Here is a 19082-nt window from a genome sequence, read left to right as displayed (position 1 = left end):
ATTGCGAGGTTGCTCATGGCGCCGGTCGAATGGTTCGACGATCTCTCGATCGGGATGCGGTTCAGGTCCCCGGAGGTGAAGGTCACCGAGGCCGATATCAAGAGGTTTGCAGCCGAGTTCGACCCGCAGCCGATGCATCTCGACGACGAGGCCGCCAAAAAGACCCTGTTCGGGGGACTTGCTGCGTCAGGATGGCACACTGCCGCCATTGCGATGAACCTGGCCGTCCAGATCCGCCCGTTCGGCCCGCATCCCCTGATCGGGATGGGCGTGGACGGCCTTCGCTGGACCCTCCCCGTGCGCGCCGACGACGTTCTCCATCTCGAAGGCGAGGTGATCAGCCTGACCCCGTCCAAGACCAAGCCGCAAGGCATCGCATTGGTGAAGTGGACCATGCTCAATCAGAGGGGCGAGGAGGTCTACACCTTCACCCCGATTGCGATCGTGCCGCGCAGACCGCAGGTGTCGTGATCCGTGCAGGATGTTCGACCCAGCGCTCCGGGATAACCGCCCCACGCGCGGTGGTTGAAGTCCGCGCGGCCTGATATGGTCCTCCCGGCTGAAAACTAGGCTGGGAGGCTCACCAAATGAAACGACTGCTTTTTGCCACTGTGCTGCTTGCGGGATTTGTCTCGGCACCGGCGCTTGCACAACAGAGCAAGGTGGGCGACTGGACCGTCGAGAAGCGCACGCAGGACACACACTGCAACGCCAGCCGCGGCTACAAGGACAAGGACGACGAGAACCGCGAATACGCTGTTGTCATCACCTATTCCAAGGAGGCCATCGTCCTCGTGCTGATCTACGACGGCTGGGAGTGGGACAAGGTCGGCGACATCCTGCGCGCCGATTTCGGCACCGACGACAAGGACATCATGGCGAAGGCCAAATGGGAGGTCATGGACAAGACCACCGTGCGTGGCGTCTTCGAGTACAACCAGGTGATCATGGACGCGCTATCGAAGGCGAAACGCATCACGCTCGATTTCGAGGATGACGACGACGACAGCATCGAGCTGCAGGTCCCCCGCGCCGGCGAGGCGCTCGCGGCGCTGAAATTCTGCGAGGAGAACCGGAAGTAGGCAGCTCAATCGAGCTTAAGCGCCAGGTGCACGGTCTGGGGGTCGCGGCGGGCGGCGGGCTTGAAACCGAACTTGCCGAACACGCTCAGCATTGACGCGTTCTCGGGCAGCACCTCCGCAGTGAGCTCGTGCAGTCCGGCACCGCGGGCGATTTCGATCAGGTGACGCATCAGGAGCGAGCCGATGCCGCGTCCCTGCCAGGCGTCGATGACGACGAAGGCCATCTCGGCCTGTCCGGGCTCGACGACGACGTACCGACCGCCGCCGACGATGATTTGGCGGCCCGCGTCCTCGGCGACCACGACCAGCGCGACGTGGCTTTTGAAATCGACATTCATGAAATAGGCGCGCTCCTTGTCGGAGAAGTGCCGCTTCATTGCGAAGAAGCGGCGCTGCAGCGATTGCGAGCTGGTCCGCTCCAATGCGGCCAGCATGTCGCCTTCGTCCGCGGGCCGAAGCGAGCGGATATCGACTGGGGTACCGTCGCGCAATAACTCCTGCTTCGCGTAGTTTGCGGGGTCCGACATGGATCCATCCCGGTGGTTGCGCTGACGATCGACCCTGCGGTCCTGGTCCGCATCGTGCGATCAGGCCGCCAGCCGCCGCCCGCGGCTTGATTTGGATCAAGACGGCGGCGGGAGGGCGGCAACTACCTTCGTTGCGATCAAGACGAAGGCGCCGCCGTGAAGACACTTCGCCAGCTCATATCCGGAGAGGACATCATCCAGCTGGTGATCCGGCTCGGATTGCTCGCGCTGCTGATCCTGTGGACCTTCGTTATCATCAAGCCGTTCGTGCCGATCCTGACCTGGGCGGCGGTGCTTGCGGTTGCCTTCTATCCGGCCTTTAGCTGGCTCGCCAAACAGCTTGGCGGCCGCCCTCGGACGGCCGCGGTCATTCTCACCTTGGTCACGCTCGGGATTGTGATCGGCCCGGCGACCTGGCTCGGTCTGAGCGCAGTCGAGGGGGTCAAGGATCTCGCGAGCCAGATCGGCACCGGCGATCTCGTGCTTCAGGCGCCGCCCGAGCGGATCAAGACTTGGCCGCTGATCGGCCCGCAGTTCTTCGAACTCTGGGATCAGGCCTACACCAACGTCCGGGCGGCGCTGCGCGAAATAGCCCCGTATCTGAAACCGCTGGCGGGGACCATGCTCTCGCTCGCCGGTGATGCCGGCGTCGGAACGCTGCAATTTCTCGTGTCAGTCCTCGTGATGGGCTTCCTGTTTCCGTTCGGACCGCAACTGGTGGCCGCCGGCCGAGGCTTTTTGTTCCGCATCATCCCCGAGCAGAGCGAGCACTTCCTTGAGCTCGCCGGCGCGACGATTCGTGCGGTCGCTCAAGGCGTGATCGGCGTTGCCGTCATCCAATCGCTGCTGGCCGGTATCGGGTTCAAGCTGGCCGGCGTTCCGAGCGCCGGTCTGGTCGCCTTCATCGTGCTTCTGCTGTCGATCGTGCAGATCGGTCCGACCCCCGTGCTATTGCCCGTGATCATCTGGATCTGGATGGACAAGGACGTCACCGCGGCGCTGCTGTTCACGGTTTTTTTCGTCATCGTCGGCCTGCTCGACAACATCCTGAAACCGCTGGTCATGGGGCGCGGCCTGACCACGCCGACGCTGGTGATCCTGGTCGGCGTGATCGGCGGAACGTTGGCGCATGGAATCGTCGGTCTCTTCATCGGTCCGATCATCCTGTCGGTCGCCTGGGAACTGGCGGTCGCCTGGATCCGCATCGATCGCGCGGGACCCGCGCCGCAGGTCATCGCCGACCGTTGACCTATGTCAACGTCGGTACCCTCGGGCCTCCTTGAATGATTTCGCGTGACGACGAGGTCAGAAAATGTCGATGGACAGCATGAAAATTCCGGACAGCCCGATGTCGGGCCTGGTAGCGGCGGCGGTGGAGTACATGGTCGATGCAGGACAGCGCAGCGTGCTGTTCCTGGACATCATGCGCCGGCGCGGCGATCAGTACCGGGACCATGTCGCGCAAACCGCGCCGCATGTCCTGCAATATTCCGCCGAACTGATCATGGACGGTCGCAAGCTCGACGAGCCCGTCAATTACGCGCTGGTGCGCATCATTCCACCCGAGAATGTCGAGATCGACATGAACCGGCGGCCGTTCGTCGTGGTCGATCCGCGCGCGGGCCACGGTCCCGGCATCGGCGGCTTCAAGGCCGACAGCGAGATCGGCGTGGCGATGAAGGCGGGTCATCCCTGCTATTTCATCGGATTCCTGCCGGATCCGATGCCCGGCCAGACCATTGAGCGCATCGCGCGCGCCGAAGCCCAGTTCATCGAGAAGGTGATCAGCCGTCATCCCGATGCCGACGGCAAACCCTGCGTGATCGGCAATTGCCAGGCCGGATGGGCGGTGATGATCCTGGCGTCGCTGCGCCCGGAACTGTTCGGGCCGCTGATCATCGCCGGCGCGCCGCTGGCGTACTGGGAAGGCGTGCACGGAAAATATCCGATGCGCTATTCGGGCGGGCTGTTGGGCGGCAGCTGGCTCACGGCGCTGACCTCCGATCTCGGCGCCGGCAAGTTCGACGGCGCCTGGCTGGTGCAAAACTTCGAGAACCAGAACCCGTCGAACACGCTCTGGACCAAGCAATATAATGTCTATTCGAAGGTCGACACCGAAGCAGACCGCTATCTCGAATTCGAGCGCTGGTGGGGCGGCCACGTCAACCTGAACGCCGAGGAGATCCAGTTCATCGTCGACGAGCTGTTCGTCGGCAACAATCTCGCCGCCGGCAAGATCGAGATGTCCGACGGAAAGAAGGTCGACCTGCGCAACATCCGCTCGCCGATCGTCGTATTTTGCTCCGAGGGCGACAACGTCACGCCACCCCAGCAGGCCCTGAACTGGATCCTCGATTGCTATGCCGACGTCGACGAGATCAGGGCCTATGGGCAGACCATCGTCTACACCGTGCACCAGAGCATCGGTCATCTCGGCATCTTCGTATCCGGCGGCGTCGCCAAGAAGGAGCATGCCGAATTCTCCAGCAATATCGACCTGATCGACGTTCTGCCGCCCGGGCTCTATGAGGCGACGTTCGAAGCGAAGGGCGACGAAACCTCGAGTTCCGATCTCGTCGTCGGCCAGTGGGTGATGCGCTGCGAGGCGCGGACGCTCGACGACATCCGCGCCATGGGCGGCAATTCGCCCGAGGATGAGCGGCGCTTCGCCGCCGCCAAGCGCGTCTCGGAGATCAATCTCGCGGCCTATCAAAAATTCGTCCAGCCCTGGATCAGGGGCATGGTGACGCCGCAGATGGCCGAGTGGACCCAGAACATGCATCCGTTGCGGCTGCAATACGAGGTCTTCAGCAGCCAGAATCCGTACATGGCGACGGTAAAATCCTTGGCCGAGAAGGCCGACGAGAATCGCAAGCCGGTGTCGACGGATAATCCGTTCCTGGCGTTCCAGGAACAGATGTCGAAGCAGATCGTTCACGCCCTGGATAGCTGGCGCGATTCGCAGGAGGCCTTGAGCGAAGCGATCTTCCTCAATGTCTATGGCTCGCCGGCGCTGCAGGCGGCGGTGGGCATCGATCCGAATTCCGCGCCGTCGCGCCGGCGCGAGATGTCCGCCGAGCACCGCGCCATGCTCGAAAAGCGCATAGCCGATTTGAAGGCGCGGATCGGCGAGGGCGGTCTTCGCGAGGCGGCGCTGCGTGCTCTGCTCTATGTCGGGTCGGCGCGAGGGATGGTTGACGAGCGAAGCATCGAGGCCTTGCGCCAGATCAGGCGCGAACATGGTGGCACGCGTATGACGCTGCCCCAGTTCAAAATGCTGGTGCGCGAGCAGTTCTTCATGCTGCTGCTCGATCGGGATGGGGCGCTGGCCGCCATTCCGAAGTTGCTGCCTGATGACGCCAATCTCCGCCGCGGCGCTTTTGAGGCGATACGCGAAGTGCTGTCCGCGAGCGAGGACATCACGGGCGAGCGGGCGAGCCGTCTGCGGCAGGTCGCAGGTCTTTTCGGCCTGGATGCTGCGGAGGGTTCCGAGAGGGTGTCGAACGTCGCCCCTTTCGACCCGAAGGCGAAGGCGTCGTAACGCGGCTTGGAAGGATCGGGAGCAACATCATGTCACCAGATGCGGCCACCACGCAGTCTCCCAGCAAATATGATCGTCTGATCGCCGCGGCCAAGGCGATCCCGCCGACGCCGACGGTGGTCGTGCATCCCTGTGACGAGACATCGCTGCGGGGCGCGGTCGACAGCGCAAGTGCCGGCATCATCCGGCCTCTACTGGTCGGCCCCGAGCGGAAAATCAGGGAGACCGCGGCCAAGTTCGGACTGGACATCGCTGGCCACGAGATCATCGATGCCGCACACAGCGACGATGCTGCCGCAAAGGGCGTCGAGCTGATCCACGCCGCCCGGGGCGAACTGCTGATGAAGGGCAGCCTGCACACGGATGAGCTGATGCGCGCCGTCACGGCGAAGGATGGCGGCCTGCGCACCGACCGCCGCATCAGCCATGTCTTCGTCATGGATGTGCCGGCCTATGCCGAGACCATCTTCGTCACGGATGCCGCCATCAACATCTTTCCCGATCTCGACGCCAAGCGGGACATCATCCAGAACGCGATCGACCTCTACAATCAGGCGGATTTCGGCAAGGCGCCGCGTGTCGCCATCCTGTCCGCGGTCGAGACGGTCACGTCAAAAATTCCATCCACGATCGAGGCGGCGGCACTCTGCAAGATGGCCGACCGCGGGCAGATCACGGGCGGCGTGCTCGATGGACCGCTGGCCTTCGACAATGCGATCGACGTGGACTCGGCGCGGATCAAGGGTATCAAATCCGAGGTTGCGGGGCGGGCGCAGATCCTCGTCGTGCCGGATCTGGAATCGGGCAACATGCTCGCCAAGAACCTCTCCTATTTCGCCAAGGCCGACGGTGCCGGCATCGTGCTCGGCGCGCGCGTTCCGGTCGTTCTGACCTCGCGCGCCGACAGTCCGCGGGCGCGGATGGCGTCTTGCGCGGTTGCCGCGCTCTATGCCCACGCCCGGCGCCAGAAAGCGCCGACAGTCGCTGCGTGAACGCCATGGACACCATCCTCGTCATCAACGCTGGCTCGTCCAGCGTCAAGTTCCAGGTCTTCGCGATCGAGGGGGAGGGCAGGCTACGCCGGCTGATCAAGGGACAGATGGACGGTATCGGCAGCCGTCCGCGCTTGCGGGCGAACGGGGCGACCGGCGATCCCATGGCTGATCGGGCCTACCCGATCGAAGCCATTCCGGACGTTCCGGCCGCAATGGACGTCGCGGGCGAATGGCTCAGGAACGAGGCTCGCATTCATCCGCTCGCCGTCGGGCACCGGGTCGTGCACGGCGGGCCCGAGTATGAGCGCCCGGTACTGATCGACCATGGCGTGGTGGCGCGGCTGGAGCGCTTCGTTTCGCTGGCGCCGCTGCACCAGCCGCACAATCTGGCGCCGATCCGCTCGATCCTCGCCAGTCTCCCGACGCTGCCGCAGGTCGCCTGCTTCGACACCGCGTTCCATCGCACGCACGGCCCGCTTGCCGACTACTACGCGATCCCGCACCAGCTCCACGCCGAAGGTGTACGGCGCTACGGTTTTCACGGCCTTTCCTATGAATACATCTCCAAGACCCTGCCGCAGATCGCGCCGGAAATTGCAAAGCGCCGGGTGATCGTCGCCCATCTCGGCAGCGGCGCCTCGATGTGCGCGATGAAGGGCGGACAGAGCGTTGAGAGCACCATGGGCTTTACGGCGCTCGACGGCTTGCCGATGGGCACGCGTCCCGGTCAGCTCGATCCGGGCGTCGTTCTGTATCTGATGTCCGAGAAGGGCATGTCGGCATCGAAAGTGCAGGATTTCCTCTATCGCGACTGCGGCTTGAAGGGCCTTTCCGGCGTCAGCAACGACATGCGCGAACTGGACGCGAGTGCCGATCCGCAGGCCAAGCTGGCGGTCGACTATTTCGTTTATCGCATCGGCCTCGCCGCCGGCATGCTGGCGGCCGCGCTCCAGGGCCTCGACGCCTTCGTCTTCACGGCCGGCATCGGCGAGAATTCTGTGGGCATCCGCGCGCGTGTCGCGGAGCAGCTCGGCTGGCTCGGCGTCGTGCTCGACGCGGCCGAGAACGAACGCCATTCCCGGCTGATATCGCGCCAGAACAGTCTCATTCCCGTCTACGTCGTGCCGACCGACGAGGAACTGATGATCGCGCAGCACACGCTGGCGCTGCTGATGAACGGCCATTCGCCCAGCTACCAACATGAGAGGGTGTCATGATCCCCGTATTCCCGGATAGCAAAGTCGCCCTGAAAGGGAAGAAAGGCCTGGTCGTCGGCATCGCGAACGACCAGTCGATCGCCTGGGGCTGTGCGAGGGCGTTTCGCGCGCTTGGTGCCGATCTCGCCGTCACCTATCTCAACGACCGCGCCAAGAAGCACGTCGAGCCGCTGGCGCAGGCGCTGGAAGCGCCGATCTTCATGCCGCTTGACGTCATGGTCGAAGGCCAGACGGAAGCGGTGTTCGAACGCATTACCAAAGAATGGGGACAGCTCGATTTTATGCTCCACTCCATTGCCTTTTCGCCGAAGGAAGCGCTGCACGGCCGCGTCGTGGATGTGAACCGCGATGGCTTCCTCAAGACGATGGACGTCTCCTGCTGGTCGTTCCTACGGATGGCGCATCTTGCCGAACCCCTGATGAAGAACGGCGGCACGCTGTTCACCATGACCTATTACGGCAGCCAGATGGTGGTCGAGAACTACAACGTGATGGGCGTGGCGAAGGCGGCGCTCGAGGCCGCCGTTCGCTATGCGGCCGCCGAACTGGGTCCGAAAGGCATCCGCGTCCACGCGATCTCGCCCGGGCCGCTTGCCACCCGTGCGGCGTCAGGCATCCCCGAATTCGACGAGCTGATGGACAAGGCGCAGTCGAAAGCACCGTCGCGCAGCCTCGTCAGCATCGACGATGTCGGCAACGCCACCGCGTTCCTGGCGCTCGATGGCGCCAAGCTGATCACCGGCGGTGTGCTCTATATCGACGGCGGCTATCACATCATCGACTGAGTGCACCTAAAGCGCGATGAGATTTGGTTGAATCATCATCGCGCTTTGGGTCTTTGTTTGAGCATGATCTTTTCGGAAAACCGCGTCACACTTTTCCGGATCATGCCCTAACGGTAGTGCAGGCCGATCAGCTCTGCGACGCAGGCGGGCTTCTTGCCGCCTTCGATCTCGATCACGAGGTGGTAGTTGACGCGCAGGCCGTCGGGCGGCACGTCCTCGGCCTCCGCGATCGTGACGCGGCCGCGCAGCTTCGAACCGGCGGGGACCGGTGCCAGATAGCGGATGCGATCAGCGCCGTAGTTCAGCGTGTTGCGCAAGCCTTTCAGGCCGATCACCGAGCGGATGAACATCGGCGCCAGCGCCAACGAGAGCAATCCGTGGGCGATCGTCTTGCCGCCGGGCATCTCCTTGCTGGCGCGCGCCTGGTCGACATGGATCCATTGCTCGTCGCAGGTCGCATCGGCGAACTTGTTGATGCGGTCCTGTGTGATCTCGATCCAGTCGCTGGCGCCGATCTCGGTCCCGAGGGCGGATTTGATTTCGTTGAAATCGCTGAAAATCCGCATGGTCGTGACCTGATCAGAGTTTCATTTCCGGGACATTGTCGGGAACCGCAAGTTCGGCTTCCGTCACGGCCATGACTTCGCCGACGCTGACGCCGGGCGCGGTTTCCAGCAGTGTCGCCTTGCCGTCGGGGAACCCGATGACAGCCATGTCCGTCACGACCAGATTGACCGGCCGCGCCGAGGTCAGCGGCAGCGAGCATTTGGCGACGATCTTCGACTTGCCCTTGGCCGCGTGCTGCATCGCGACGATCACGCGCTTGGCGCCGCTGACGAGGTCCATCGCGCCGCCCATGCCTGGCACCATCTTGCCGGGGATCATCCAGTTGGCGAGGAGGCCGTGCGCATCGACCTGGAGACCGCCGAGCACGGTGACGTCGACATGACCGCCGCGGATCAATCCGAACGACATCGCACTGTCGAACGTGGAGGCACCCGGCAACGCGCTGATCGGACGGCCGCCCGCGTCGGTCAACGTCGGATGCGCCATGCCTTGCTCAGGGATAGGCCCGGTGCCGATCAGCCCGTTCTCGGATTGAAAGAACACTTTCAAATCTGCAGGCACGTAGTTCGCGACCAGGGTCGGAATGCCGATGCCGAGGTTGACGAGGTTGCCGCTCTTCAATTCCTTGGCGACGCGCCGGGCGATGATGATCTGCGGATCCATGATCTCACCCGTTTGCAATGAGGTAGTCGACGAGCGGCGCCGGCGTCACGACGTGGTCCGGCGCTATCACGCCGACGGGCACGATGTTTTCGGCCGTGACGATGACGGTGTCGGCGGCCATCGCCATGATAGGATTGAAATTGCGTGAGGTCAGTGCGTAAGCGAGGTTGCCGAGATAGTCGGCGAGGAAGGCGTGCACCAGCGCGAACTGCGCCCGCAAGGCCGTCTCCAACAGGAACGGCTTGCCGTCGACCTCGATCTGCTTCTTGCCTTCCGCGACCAGCGTGCCGACGCCTGTCGGCGTCAGCACGCCGCCGAGGCCGCATCCGCCGGCACGGATACGTTCGACAAAGGTGCCTTGCGGGATGAGATCGACGGCGATCTGGTTCGCCAGCATCTGCTTCTGCGCGTTCGGATTGAGGCCGATATGCGTTGCGATCAGCTTCGAGACCAGCGCCGCATCGAACAGCTTGCCGACGCCTTTGCCGGGAATGGCGGCGTCATTGCAGATGAGGGTCAGGCCGGTCTTCTTCTGCCGGACGACTTCGTCGAGCAGACGTTCCGGCGTCCCGACACCCATGAAACCGCCGACCATCACGCTGGCGCCCGGTGGGATCATCGCAACGGCTTCTTCGACGGAAACGGCCTTCATGATTGAAACTCCGAGTCAAACTCCAGCTCAGCCGTAGATCGACGCAAGGGCGTCAGCGCCGGAATGTTGGCGGCTGGCATCAGTGCTCCTTTGATTTGCATCAAGGCTCCGATCATTCCGATCGGGATGCCTCGATGCCGATACTCTCGAGCGTCTCGCGCCAGAGCTTGCGTATGGCGGCGTGGCGCTTCTCAAGAGCCGCACTGACGGCGTCGCGATGCGGCAGCAAGTCCGCGCCCTTGAGGTAGAGGATTTGCGCCTGCAATAGCCTTCCGCTCTCGAATTCGATCCGGCGGAGCGCCACGACAAAAGGATCCTGCGCATTGGCTTCCACCGGGAGCAGCGCGGCTGGCCGGATGCCGGCATGCACGGCATGAGCAAGCGTCGCGAGGTGGATGGCCTGCGCAAGGGAGCGGTCGGCGATCCCCTCGATCGGCGCGGGTAGCCAGGCGGTTTCCCAGGTTGCGGTCATATAGCCTAAGGCAATATCGGGCACCCACGAAGTCGCGCGCATCAGGAGCGAGACGATCTCGCTCTCGCGATAGAACTGCGCATTCAATTCGGTCTGCCAGGCGGCTTCGAACCTGGCGGGCAGGGCGAATGCGAATTGCCGGGCGAGCGCGCCATGCGCCGAGATTAAGAACGCTGCGACCCGCGTCTGTTGCTGCCGCGGAACACGGCCGTCGGAATCGAGCGGGCCGAGGAATCCGCTCATCACGGAGTCCTCTTGACCGGAACCGCACGCAAATGGTCGTACCCTTCAGGAAAGGGAGTGAGCTCGCCGCCCGGCTCGTCCGGCGCAATCCAGACCGCCTTGTTGCCTTGCCAACGCCCGGCCAGCACGTCGTCGGCAAAGCGGGCGAGCAGGTCGGCCGTGAGTGCACCCTTCTCCAGCGTGAAGGCGTGATAGGCTTTTGGAATGATCACCAGCGAGCTGTTGGGGATTTCGACCCGCAGGGTCTCGTGCAGATGGCGCGGCGTCAGGAAGTCGAACTCGCCGTTGAGGATCATCGTCGGCACGCTGATCGACGACAGGCGCGGCGTGAGCGGCTGGAAGTCGAGGAAGGATTCCATCAGGTTCTGGAGCGCATAGACGTCGTTGACCAGCCAGCCCTGCCGCTTGACGCTGTCGAGCTTGTCGAGCAGCGGTTTGAGCCATTCGTCCGACAGGTTCATCGGTAACAGCAAATCCTGGAGGTAGCTGGTGCCGCCAAGGATCAACCCGGTCCGCAGCGCGTTGCCGATCAGTAGAAGTTGAGGCGAAAGCTCGGCAAAGCAGCTCATCGGCACCAGGCCGGAGATTCGCTCGCCGTGTTCGATGGCATAGCGCAGTGCGATCAGGCCGCCGAAGCTGATGCCACTCAGGAAGATCGGGCCATCGCCGAGCTCGCCGACCAGGAGGTGCAGGGCGGTGACCTGATCGTCCTGGCTGATGAAGAGCGTCGGCTTGTCGGACGCGCCCTGTCCCAGCAGGTCGAAGGTCGCAATGCGAAGCCCGCGCGCGAGCAGGGCCTCGCGATAGGCGGCCCATAGCTCCGAATATTGCGTAAGCCCGTTCACCAGCACATAGGCAGGCGCGCCCGCCGGCCCGTCGAGCTCATAGCGTATCCGATATGAGCCGTGGCTGAGGAAGGGCATCGCGCAAAACTACCGGCATTCTGATGCCTGCGATCCTCAACCTCCGCAATCGGATTCCATTGAGTTAGATCAAAGCTCCCGCGGTCGTTGTTCCTAGCGTTTCGGAAAATTGCCCCAGGGAGGAGTCGGTTATGACCGGGACAGATGTCTTGAAGCGTTGCTTCGTCAGTTTGATCGTGCTGCTGGTCGGTACGGCTCTCGCAGTTGCACAACCCTTCACGCGACGATCGTCGCAAGAGAAGCATGACGGTCTGAAGAAGACCTACGAGATCGCGAACTTCAAGATCGGCGGCAAATACGACTTGTCCGATCCCTCCAAATTCGAGTTTGGCGGGGAGGGCGGCGTCACACTGGAATCGCTCGGTGCCGGCAAGCTGAAGACGGCCTATATCGCGATTGGCAACGCCAAGCGCAACGCGGCCGGCGAGATCACCAATGCCGTCGTGATCAGTTCCTATTATTCCGGCGATTCGACCGACATGTACGAGCAGTGGGTCGTTGGCGCCCCGCTGTCCGGCGGCGTGCCGATCGTCGGCCCGGGCCGACCGATCGATACCGACAAATACTACGTCATCATGGTCGATCCGTTGGGCACCTGGGGGGCCAGCAAGCCGTCGGACGGACTCGGCATCAAGTTCCCGCAATACAGCTACTATGACATGGTGCAGGCCAATTATCGCCTGCTGCGCGACGGGCTGAAGGTCTCGCGCGTCGCACTGGCGACCGGCGTCTCCATGGGCGGCACCCAGACCTATGTCTGGGGCGTCATGCATCCGGAATATGTCAGCGCTCTGATGCCGATCGGCGGCACGACGCAGTCGGACGGCGAAGACCCCGTCGGCAACTGGACCTTCCAGATGATGACGGCCGCGATCCAGTCCGACCCGGTCTGGCAGGCCACCAAGGGCGACTATTACAAGATGCCCAAGGAGAAACATCCGATGCCGGGCGTTGCGTTCGGCTGGTCGATCCTGGGCATGACAGGCTACGACTTTGCCTTCCGCACGACGCAGAACTGGGCCGCGGTGCAGCCTGAAATTTTCTACTGGGATACGCCGAACGAGAAGGCAGGACTGAGCGTCACCAATCGCGCCAAGCTGTATGACGCCGTCGACCTCGTCTGGCGCAACCGCGTCGGCGAGACCCACAACATCAATCCCTATCTCGGCCGCATCCAGTCCCGCACGCTGGTGATGCATATCACCAACGATCTCTGGCTGAACTTCAAGCTGGCTCAGAAGGCCGTCGACCGCGTGCCGGGCGCGGATCTGATCGCCCAGGAGAGCCCGGTCGCCCATTACGGCGTGTTCCCGATCATCAACCAGCGCAAGAACGACCCGAAATTCGTCGCCTTTATGGACGACGTCGCGGCGCTCGATCGCGCGCAAAAGTTCGTCGACAAGAACTACCGGGTCCCCGACGTCGCGGAGAATATCGACCCGAAGAAGTCCTTCTGGAAAGCCTTTGTGACCTATCCCTATCCGGTCAAATTTGCCAACGCCAAGGACCTCCGCGGCAACTCCTGGGAAATCGGCTACATGGACGAATATGCCGGCACCGACAAGGATCCGAAGGTGCTCGTCATCATCCACGGCAAGGGCGCGTTCGGCGGGCACTACGGCAACATCATGCAGTACGCGCTGCGTAGCGGCCTGCGCGTGATCGTGCCGGATCTGCCGCACTATGGCATGTCGGGTCCGGGCAATCTCGACAAGAGCCCGGCGCGCACCATGCAGGACATGCGCGAGGTCATCTACGACCTCGTGGTCAACCAGCTCGGCGTCAAAAAGGCAGTCTATCTCGGCCATTCGCTCGGTGGCCAATTCGTGATGGGCTATGCCCTGACCTGGCCCGACGCGGTGCAGGCGCTCGCGCTCGAAGCCCCCTCGGGCCTCGAGGAATATCCGCGCGACATCACCATCGCCAAGGACAAGAAGGCGCGCCTGTTCGACCCGGACCTTGGCCGCGATTTCGACAAGTGGAAGTCGATCTGGGATCAGACCGGCATCCTTGCCGCGGAGAAGGCGCGCGATGAGCAGAGCGTGCGCGACTTCTTCTACTTCAAGAAGCGCGACCCGAACACGGGCGCGGTGTCGGCGGCGAAGAGCGGTTACTTTTTCAGCGACAGCGAATATGCCCGCTTTCACACCGAGCAGCGCGTCGGAATGATCAAGGGCAATCCGAAGGAACTCGAGCAGTGGTGCAACGTCTTCATCTTCGACATCTACACCATCGGCGCAGAGCTCCAGCAAGATGACCCGAAGAATCTCTATGAACGGGTCACCAAGATCAAGGTGCCGATCTTCCTGGCATTCGGCGACAAGGAGCCGTTCATCCCGACGCCTGCGTTCAACGGGCTGACGGACGTCGGGCGTGACGTGATCACGCCGTTCATGACGCGCATGACCAATGCCGGCAACCGGCCGATGCTCAAGATCTATCCGGAGACCGGGCACTTCATCCACACCGACAATCCGGTGGAGTTTTCCGCCGACGTGGTGGACTTCGTCACCAAAGGAACGGTCGACACCTCATCGCCGCTCGGCACCGACCGCATGATCAAGGGCTCGGTCGTATCGGCTCTGCCGGTGGCGCCGACACCGCCGGGTGCCGCGCCGACGGCCGGTCTCAACAAATAGGGCCGGCTCATGCCGAGAGTGCGGGCGGGCGAGATCGAACTGGGCTGGCGGGAGTGGGGACAAGGCGACGTCACCGTCGTCTTCATCCACGGCAATCTCGCCAGCAAGGACTGGATCGAGCTCGCCGCACCGTTGTTTCCCACAGGTCTTCGCGTGGTCGCGATCGATTGGCGTGGCTGTGGCGACAGCGATCGTCCCAAGCCTGCACCCAACTACACCAACTACTCCATGCAGCAGCATGCCGAGGACATGCTGGCGGCGCTCGATACGCTCGGCGTCAAATACTGCCACCTCGCGACGCATTCGACCGGCGGCATCATCGCCGCTCGGATGCTGCTGATGCAGCCGCAGCGCTTCGGCCGCGTGTTCGCGCTCGATCCGGTGACCCCGCTCGGCATGGCCTTCAATGCCGATCAGATCGGGCTGTTCAGGGCCATGATGGCCAGCAAGGAGCTGACGCGGACTGTGATGGCGACCGCGGCCTCCTCCCTATTCGTCCCGGAGAGCATGGCGCCCAATACGATCCCGCGATTTCGTGAGGGGCTCGAGGAGATTCAGGCGTTGTTTGACCGCATCATCGAGCAGACTTTTGGTGTATCGGAAGGGGTCTGGATCGGAACGCCGGTCAACCTCACCCGGGAAAGAGAAAGCCGCGAGCTCGAGCAGCGTATGCCAGACATCGGACACTCGCATCTGGTGCTGTGGGGCGAGTGGGACGGCTGGATTCCGCCGGCCGACCTTCGCGCCATGGCCGAAGCGATGCCGGACTGCCGGCTGGTGATTGTGCCCCGGGTCGGACACTCGATGAATCTCGAGCTGCCGGCGCTCTACGCCGGCTATTTCGGAGCGTGGTTCGGGGGACTTGCGACATAAATCCAAAGGAGTAGCGCCATGGTCGACACCAACCCGTCTGCCGAGAATATCCGTAGCATGCTTGCCGAGGCGCTCGGGCGCATACGCAAGGCCAATGCCGAATATTTCGAACTGCTGGAGAAAGGCCTCAGCTCCTCGCCCTTGCCGATCGCCAGTCAGGCCAAGGAGTTTTGCGCCCACATGCAGCGCAATGTCACCGCGACATTCGATCTCGGCGACAGGCTCATCCAGGCCAAGGACATGCAGGACGCCCTCAAGATTCAGTCGGACTTCTTCCAGGACCAGATGCGCACGCTCACCGATCAGGCCAAGAACGCGGGCGAGTCGGCCATGAAGGCCGCGACCGGCATGTTCGGCCAAAAGAGCTAGGAGAGATGCATGGCTGAAATAAAGAAACTTTCGGCCGAAAAGGCGCTCGAGAAGATCCGCAGCAGCGATCAGGAGACGTCCAAGGACCAGCGGCGCGACGACAAGATGGATGCGCTGAACGAAGAGATCAAGCGCATGAAGGCACAACGCACTCGCCTCGATCGCAAGCGTGACTGAACCGATCGCGTTCAGGCAGGCAGCGGTTTTCGCCGAACTTGCGTTGACCATTGCAACGAGTTCACACCTGGAGCCGTCGTCGATCTCAACCGACGACGGCATTTTTCGCGAGGGGGGACGATGGCGCTTCAATTCCTGGTCGGCACCGTCGTCAGCCTCGTCAACATCATGATCCATGCGCTTGTGACGATCGGCGCCATCGGCGTCGCCCGCGCGGCGGGGCTTCGCCACACGGTACGGCCGCGGTTGCATCTGATGACCGTGATGGTTGGGGCCGCCGCCGCACTGATGGTGGCGCACACGCTCGAGATCCTGGTCTGGGCGCTGGCCTATTGGACGATCGGTGCGACGCCACCCGGCAGTGAGGTGCTCTATTTCGCTTTCGTGAACTACACCACGCTCGGCTACGGCGACATCACGCCGGTGCCGGCATGGCGCCTGACAGGACCGATGGCCGCGATGAACGGCATCCTGCTGTTCGGCTGGTCGACCGCGGTCCTGTTCGAAGTCTTGCGCAAGACGCTGGTGCACCTCGCGGCGATCGACGCGCCAGGCTTCAGTTCTGAAGATCGAGGCTAGCGAGCTGCTGCCGGTCCAGCAACACGATCTGGCGCTGGTTGTTGCCGATGAAGCCGAGGGTGCCGAGTTCGTGCAAATGCGATATCGCGCGGGAGACGGTCTCCAGCGTAAGCCCGAGGTAGTCGGCGATGTCACGCCGCGACATCGGCAGCGCCATCACGCCTGCGGCCGTTAGTCGCTTGTCCATCTCGAGCAGGAAGGCGGCGACCCGCTCCAGCGACGTCTTTCGTCCCAGCAGCAGCATGTGGTCTTCGGCATGCTGGAGATTGATCGTGGTCATGCTGAGCAGGTTCTTGGCGACCATGGCATCGCTCTCGGCCACGGTCTCCAGGCTTTGCCGCCTGATCAGGCGAACGGTCGTGTCGACGATGGCTTCCGCCGTGAAGCGATGCACGCTGCCGTTCTCCAGCCCGAAGATGTCGCCGGCGAGATGAAACGCGCCGATCTGGCGGCGTCCATCCGAGAGCAGCTTGTAGCTCCTGACCGCGCCGGTCTTGACCTGATAGACGTATTCGGCCGGCTCCTTCTCGCCGTAGATCTCGTTGCCTTTCTTGTAGGTAAATTCATTCAGGCTGACCAACGGATTTGAATCGCTGGTCATGCCGAGGTCATTGAGCGAGTTTGGGCGGGGCAGCGGGTCGGTCGTGATGCGTACGAACATGGGCCAACTCCTCAACGTTGATCGCTGAATTGGTCTTGAGCGAATATTCATCGCGAGAAATGCGCCGCGTTATCTCATTCTCGCCGAAGTTGATGTAGGACGATGGCTGGATTTTTAACTATTGCCTCCAGGGGCATTGTACCAAAGGACAGGACGTGAATATCTTGCGCAGGGTGAGAAGACCTTCGCGCTGCTGGAATGCATCCTCGTATTGCCCTTGTTTCAATTTGCGGAGTGTTTGTTATGCCCGGTACCATTCATAAGGTGGGTTCCCCGGCATCGCGGACCGACCCGGACATCGAAAATCCTGCGGAATCCACTGCGACAGAAGAGATGAAATTGCCCGGCCTCATTCACGTCGTCGACGACGATGCATCGTTCCGGACGGCGATGGAACGCCGGCTCAAGCTCGCTGGCTATGACGTCGCGACCTACGCGTCGGCACAGGAGCTGCTCGACGGGTTGCCCGACGATGACAAGCCGGGATGTATTCTGCTTGACGTGCAGATACCGGGGCTGAGCGGCCCAGAACTGCAGAGCCTTCTCATCGATCTCGGCTCGACGCTCCCGATCGTCTTTCTCACCGGACATGCCGATACGCCGACAACCGTGCGGGTCATCAAGGCCGGCGCGGAGGACTTTCTGACCAAGCCGGTGTCGTCGGAGCAGTTGATCGACGCGATCGAGCGTGCATTGGCGCGCCAGGCGATATCGCTGAGCCAGCGCAACAGGCTCGACTCGTTCCGCACGCTCGTGGCCTCCCTGACGCCGCGCGAGCGGCAGGTGTTCGATCTGATCGTGCGCGGCAGGATCAACAAGCAGATCGCCTATGAGCTTGGAACGACCGAGCGCACGGTGAAGGCGCACCGCCACCAGGTGATGGAGAAGATGCAGGTCCGTTCGCTTGCGGAGCTCGTTTCGATCGCGGAGCGTCTGGGGATACTCGGTGCAAACGACGGAACGCGCCGCTGATTGGGAGGCCGTTACGTTGTCAGCTCCACGTAAGCTGGACCTGTCCGAAGGGACAATATGAAACTTGGTTGACAGAGCGTTGATGAGAGGGCGGCAATGACGCCTCAGCTTGTCGGACGCGTTGCCCGGTCAATCCGTTCAGTCAACAAGAAGGCCGCCCATCTTGTCGACACGCAGGTCAGTCTTCGTCGTGGAGGACGATACGTCGATGCGCATGAGCATCAAGCGGCTGCTGCGCGAGCACGGTTTCAATGCGCTGCTGTTCGGCTCGGCGACTGCGCTCGTCGATCATGGAAGTCTCGACGAGGCGGTCTGTCTCATCATCGACATCAATTTGAACAACCAGTCCGGTATCGAGCTGCGCCGGCGGCTTGCGCATGACGGCGTCACGGCGCCGGTCATCTATATCACTGGCAATGACAGTCCGGCGAACCGCGCAGCCGCGCTCGAGTCGGGATGTATCGCTTATTTGACCAAGCCGTTCGCAGCGCATTCCCTGATCGGATCGATCGAACGGGCTTGCGCCGGCGTCGGGTAGTTCACGCCTTCCTTCATTCGTCGATATCCTGCTCCATCGTTTTGGCTGGCGCGCCTTTGCGAGCCGAAGCGAATTGCGCCAGCGGAAGCGAGGTTGTCAGCGACAATAGGCTGGAGTCGACGACATCCAGGACCAGCGTCTTGCCCGCTTCCATCTCCTTGATCAGCTTGGGATCGGCGACGTCGGCGGCGATGCAGGCGTTGGTCAGGCACCAGTTGTACGGCAGCCGATAAGGGCTCCCCTGATCCACGGTCAGCTTGGCGGGGTAGTGCAGATACATGCCGACGGGCACGAAGAGCTGCAGGCGGGCGGCACCGCCGCCCTCACGTTCGATCAGATCGATGCGCACCGCCATCTGTCCTGTCGGAAAGCGGCCGGTGATTGATGTGCGGCACAGCGTCGGGGCGCCGCCCGGCTTGAAGCAGAGCTTTTGCCAGTCCCCGTAGGTGATGTCCTTGGCTTCGCGCTGACCGCGCGTCGTCACCTCGGCGGGCTTTTCCGTATTCGACTTCTCGCGCCCAGCGCCATACGTGATCGACGTGTGGCCGAAGAAGGTTGCGAGCAACAGGACCGATAAGAAATGACGAACATCGATCATGATGAGCCT

General features: G+C 62.6%; 22 protein-coding genes. 14 read left to right on the top strand and 8 right to left on the bottom strand.

Going from position 1 to position 19082, the window contains the following annotated elements; all coding sequences use genetic code 11:
* The first annotated feature begins 15 nt into the window (after positions 1-15).
* Both KUF59_RS26570 and KUF59_RS26565 read left to right on the top strand, forming a co-directional pair.
* Complete coding sequence (locus KUF59_RS26570) at positions 16-471, top strand: MaoC family dehydratase (protein WP_212459055.1); 456 nt, start codon at positions 16-18, stop codon at positions 469-471.
* 116 nt (positions 472-587) lie between these two features.
* On the top strand, positions 588-1082 hold the full coding sequence (locus KUF59_RS26565; protein WP_212459054.1) for a hypothetical protein: 495 nt from the start codon (positions 588-590) through the stop codon (positions 1080-1082).
* Between the two features lie 5 nt (positions 1083-1087).
* Here the strand turns inward: KUF59_RS26565 and KUF59_RS26560 are convergent, their stop codons facing one another.
* The gene (locus KUF59_RS26560; RefSeq protein ID WP_212459053.1) at positions 1088-1609 is read right to left on the bottom strand and encodes a GNAT family N-acetyltransferase; all 522 of its coding nucleotides are present in this window, start codon (positions 1607-1609) and stop codon (positions 1088-1090) included.
* Between the two features lie 156 nt (positions 1610-1765).
* On the opposite strand from KUF59_RS26560, the gene KUF59_RS26555 reads away from it, so the two are divergent.
* The 5 genes from KUF59_RS26555 (at position 1766) to fabI (ending at position 8147) form a co-directional block, all read left to right on the top strand.
* Entirely contained in the window at positions 1766-2857 is a 1092-nt protein-coding gene (locus KUF59_RS26555; RefSeq protein ID WP_212459052.1) for an AI-2E family transporter, read from the top strand.
* A gap of 64 nt (positions 2858-2921) precedes the next feature.
* A complete protein-coding gene (locus tag KUF59_RS26550; RefSeq protein WP_212459051.1) occupies positions 2922-5150 on the top strand; it encodes a DUF3141 domain-containing protein in 2229 nt (742 codons plus the stop codon).
* A gap of 29 nt (positions 5151-5179) precedes the next feature.
* Complete coding sequence (locus KUF59_RS26545; RefSeq protein ID WP_212459050.1) at positions 5180-6142, top strand: phosphate acetyltransferase; 963 nt, start codon at positions 5180-5182, stop codon at positions 6140-6142.
* Between the two features lie 5 nt (positions 6143-6147).
* Entirely contained in the window at positions 6148-7362 is a 1215-nt protein-coding gene (locus KUF59_RS26540; protein WP_212459049.1) for an acetate/propionate family kinase, read from the top strand.
* A complete protein-coding gene (fabI, locus tag KUF59_RS26535; protein ID WP_212459048.1) occupies positions 7359-8147 on the top strand; it encodes an enoyl-ACP reductase FabI in 789 nt (262 codons plus the stop codon). Before KUF59_RS26540 ends, fabI begins: the two co-directional genes overlap by 4 nt.
* 107 nt (positions 8148-8254) lie before the next feature.
* On the opposite strand, the gene KUF59_RS26530 is transcribed toward fabI, so the two are convergent.
* From KUF59_RS26530 to KUF59_RS26510, 5 genes are all read right to left on the bottom strand, one after another.
* Complete coding sequence (locus KUF59_RS26530) at positions 8255-8713, bottom strand: MaoC family dehydratase (protein ID WP_212459047.1); 459 nt, start codon at positions 8711-8713, stop codon at positions 8255-8257.
* Positions 8714-8726: 13 nt separating this feature from the next.
* On the bottom strand, positions 8727-9377 hold the full coding sequence (locus KUF59_RS26525) for a 3-oxoacid CoA-transferase subunit B (RefSeq protein ID WP_212459046.1): 651 nt from the start codon (positions 9375-9377) through the stop codon (positions 8727-8729).
* Between the two features lie 4 nt (positions 9378-9381).
* Positions 9382-10029: a CoA transferase subunit A gene (locus KUF59_RS26520; protein ID WP_212459045.1), complete on the bottom strand. Its 648-nt coding sequence runs from the start codon at positions 10027-10029 to the stop codon at positions 9382-9384.
* Between the two features lie 112 nt (positions 10030-10141).
* On the bottom strand, positions 10142-10744 hold the full coding sequence (locus KUF59_RS26515) for a hypothetical protein (protein WP_212459044.1): 603 nt from the start codon (positions 10742-10744) through the stop codon (positions 10142-10144).
* Complete coding sequence (locus KUF59_RS26510) at positions 10744-11667, bottom strand: alpha/beta fold hydrolase (protein ID WP_212459043.1); 924 nt, start codon at positions 11665-11667, stop codon at positions 10744-10746. The genes KUF59_RS26515 and KUF59_RS26510 overlap by 1 nt, the downstream gene beginning before the upstream one ends.
* Positions 11668-11798: 131 nt before the next feature.
* Here KUF59_RS26510 and KUF59_RS26505 point away from each other — a divergent pair, with 131 nt between their 5' ends.
* From KUF59_RS26505 to KUF59_RS26485, 5 genes are all read left to right on the top strand, one after another.
* Positions 11799-14306, top strand: coding sequence for an alpha/beta hydrolase (locus tag KUF59_RS26505; protein ID WP_212459042.1), 2508 nt, complete (start codon positions 11799-11801; stop codon positions 14304-14306).
* Positions 14307-14315: 9 nt separating this feature from the next.
* Positions 14316-15179: an alpha/beta fold hydrolase gene (locus KUF59_RS26500; RefSeq protein WP_212459041.1), complete on the top strand. Its 864-nt coding sequence runs from the start codon at positions 14316-14318 to the stop codon at positions 15177-15179.
* 18 nt (positions 15180-15197) lie between these two features.
* A complete protein-coding gene (locus tag KUF59_RS26495; protein WP_212459040.1) occupies positions 15198-15548 on the top strand; it encodes a phasin in 351 nt (116 codons plus the stop codon).
* 9 nt (positions 15549-15557) lie between these two features.
* Positions 15558-15725: a hypothetical protein gene (locus KUF59_RS26490; protein ID WP_212459039.1), complete on the top strand. Its 168-nt coding sequence runs from the start codon at positions 15558-15560 to the stop codon at positions 15723-15725.
* A 120-nt stretch (positions 15726-15845) separates the two neighbouring features.
* Positions 15846-16304, top strand: a complete 459-nt coding sequence (locus KUF59_RS26485) for a potassium channel family protein (protein WP_212459038.1) — start codon at positions 15846-15848, stop codon at positions 16302-16304.
* Here KUF59_RS26485 and KUF59_RS26480 read toward each other — a convergent pair.
* Positions 16282-16965 carry a helix-turn-helix domain-containing protein gene (locus KUF59_RS26480; protein WP_212459037.1) on the bottom strand — a complete coding sequence of 228 codons (684 nt, stop codon included), beginning with the start codon at positions 16963-16965 and terminating at the stop codon, positions 16282-16284. The genes KUF59_RS26485 and KUF59_RS26480 overlap by 23 nt on opposite strands.
* Positions 16966-17304: 339 nt before the next feature.
* Between KUF59_RS26480 and KUF59_RS26475 the strand changes: the two genes are divergently transcribed.
* Positions 17305-17937, top strand: a complete 633-nt coding sequence (locus tag KUF59_RS26475; RefSeq protein ID WP_212459296.1) for a response regulator transcription factor — start codon at positions 17305-17307, stop codon at positions 17935-17937.
* Between the two features lie 163 nt (positions 17938-18100).
* Positions 18101-18475 (top strand): response regulator, encoded by a 375-nt coding sequence (locus tag KUF59_RS26470; protein WP_212459036.1) that lies wholly within the window; start codon positions 18101-18103, stop codon positions 18473-18475.
* A 13-nt stretch (positions 18476-18488) separates the two neighbouring features.
* Here KUF59_RS26470 and KUF59_RS26465 read toward each other — a convergent pair whose 3' ends face one another.
* Positions 18489-19073: an invasion associated locus B family protein gene (locus KUF59_RS26465; protein WP_212459035.1), complete on the bottom strand. Its 585-nt coding sequence runs from the start codon at positions 19071-19073 to the stop codon at positions 18489-18491.
* Positions 19074-19082: the final 9 nt, after the last annotated feature.

The organism is Bradyrhizobium arachidis, from assembly GCF_024758505.1.
In the GTDB taxonomy this organism is placed as follows: domain Bacteria; phylum Pseudomonadota; class Alphaproteobacteria; order Rhizobiales; family Xanthobacteraceae; genus Bradyrhizobium; species Bradyrhizobium manausense_C.
The sequence above is the reverse complement of the archived record's forward strand: the minus strand, read 5'-3'. Positions and strand labels throughout refer to the sequence as shown.

What these genes read in the sequence shown, in the direction of transcription:
- KUF59_RS26570 (WP_212459055.1), top strand. Translation starts at nt 16, where the DNA reads ATGGCGCCGGTCGAATGGTTCGACGATCTCTCGATCGGGATGCGGTTC.
- KUF59_RS26565 (WP_212459054.1), top strand. Translation starts at nt 588, where the DNA reads ATGAAACGACTGCTTTTTGCCACTGTGCTGCTTGCGGGATTTGTCTCG.
- KUF59_RS26560 (WP_212459053.1), bottom strand. Translation starts at nt 1,609, where the DNA reads ATGTCGGACCCCGCAAACTACGCGAAGCAGGAGTTATTGCGCGACGGT.
- KUF59_RS26550 (WP_212459051.1), top strand. Translation starts at nt 2,922, where the DNA reads ATGTCGATGGACAGCATGAAAATTCCGGACAGCCCGATGTCGGGCCTG.
- KUF59_RS26545 (WP_212459050.1), top strand. Translation starts at nt 5,180, where the DNA reads ATGTCACCAGATGCGGCCACCACGCAGTCTCCCAGCAAATATGATCGT.
- KUF59_RS26540 (WP_212459049.1), top strand. Translation starts at nt 6,148, where the DNA reads ATGGACACCATCCTCGTCATCAACGCTGGCTCGTCCAGCGTCAAGTTC.
- fabI (WP_212459048.1), top strand. Translation starts at nt 7,359, where the DNA reads ATGATCCCCGTATTCCCGGATAGCAAAGTCGCCCTGAAAGGGAAGAAA.
- KUF59_RS26530 (WP_212459047.1), bottom strand. Translation starts at nt 8,713, where the DNA reads ATGCGGATTTTCAGCGATTTCAACGAAATCAAATCCGCCCTCGGGACC.
- KUF59_RS26525 (WP_212459046.1), bottom strand. Translation starts at nt 9,377, where the DNA reads ATGGATCCGCAGATCATCATCGCCCGGCGCGTCGCCAAGGAATTGAAG.
- KUF59_RS26520 (WP_212459045.1), bottom strand. Translation starts at nt 10,029, where the DNA reads ATGAAGGCCGTTTCCGTCGAAGAAGCCGTTGCGATGATCCCACCGGGC.
- KUF59_RS26515 (WP_212459044.1), bottom strand. Translation starts at nt 10,744, where the DNA reads ATGAGCGGATTCCTCGGCCCGCTCGATTCCGACGGCCGTGTTCCGCGG.
- KUF59_RS26510 (WP_212459043.1), bottom strand. Translation starts at nt 11,667, where the DNA reads ATGCCCTTCCTCAGCCACGGCTCATATCGGATACGCTATGAGCTCGAC.
- KUF59_RS26505 (WP_212459042.1), top strand. Translation starts at nt 11,799, where the DNA reads ATGACCGGGACAGATGTCTTGAAGCGTTGCTTCGTCAGTTTGATCGTG.
- KUF59_RS26500 (WP_212459041.1), top strand. Translation starts at nt 14,316, where the DNA reads ATGCCGAGAGTGCGGGCGGGCGAGATCGAACTGGGCTGGCGGGAGTGG.
- KUF59_RS26495 (WP_212459040.1), top strand. Translation starts at nt 15,198, where the DNA reads ATGGTCGACACCAACCCGTCTGCCGAGAATATCCGTAGCATGCTTGCC.
- KUF59_RS26490 (WP_212459039.1), top strand. Translation starts at nt 15,558, where the DNA reads ATGGCTGAAATAAAGAAACTTTCGGCCGAAAAGGCGCTCGAGAAGATC.
- KUF59_RS26485 (WP_212459038.1), top strand. Translation starts at nt 15,846, where the DNA reads ATGGCGCTTCAATTCCTGGTCGGCACCGTCGTCAGCCTCGTCAACATC.
- KUF59_RS26480 (WP_212459037.1), bottom strand. Translation starts at nt 16,965, where the DNA reads ATGTTCGTACGCATCACGACCGACCCGCTGCCCCGCCCAAACTCGCTC.
- KUF59_RS26465 (WP_212459035.1), bottom strand. Translation starts at nt 19,073, where the DNA reads ATGATCGATGTTCGTCATTTCTTATCGGTCCTGTTGCTCGCAACCTTC.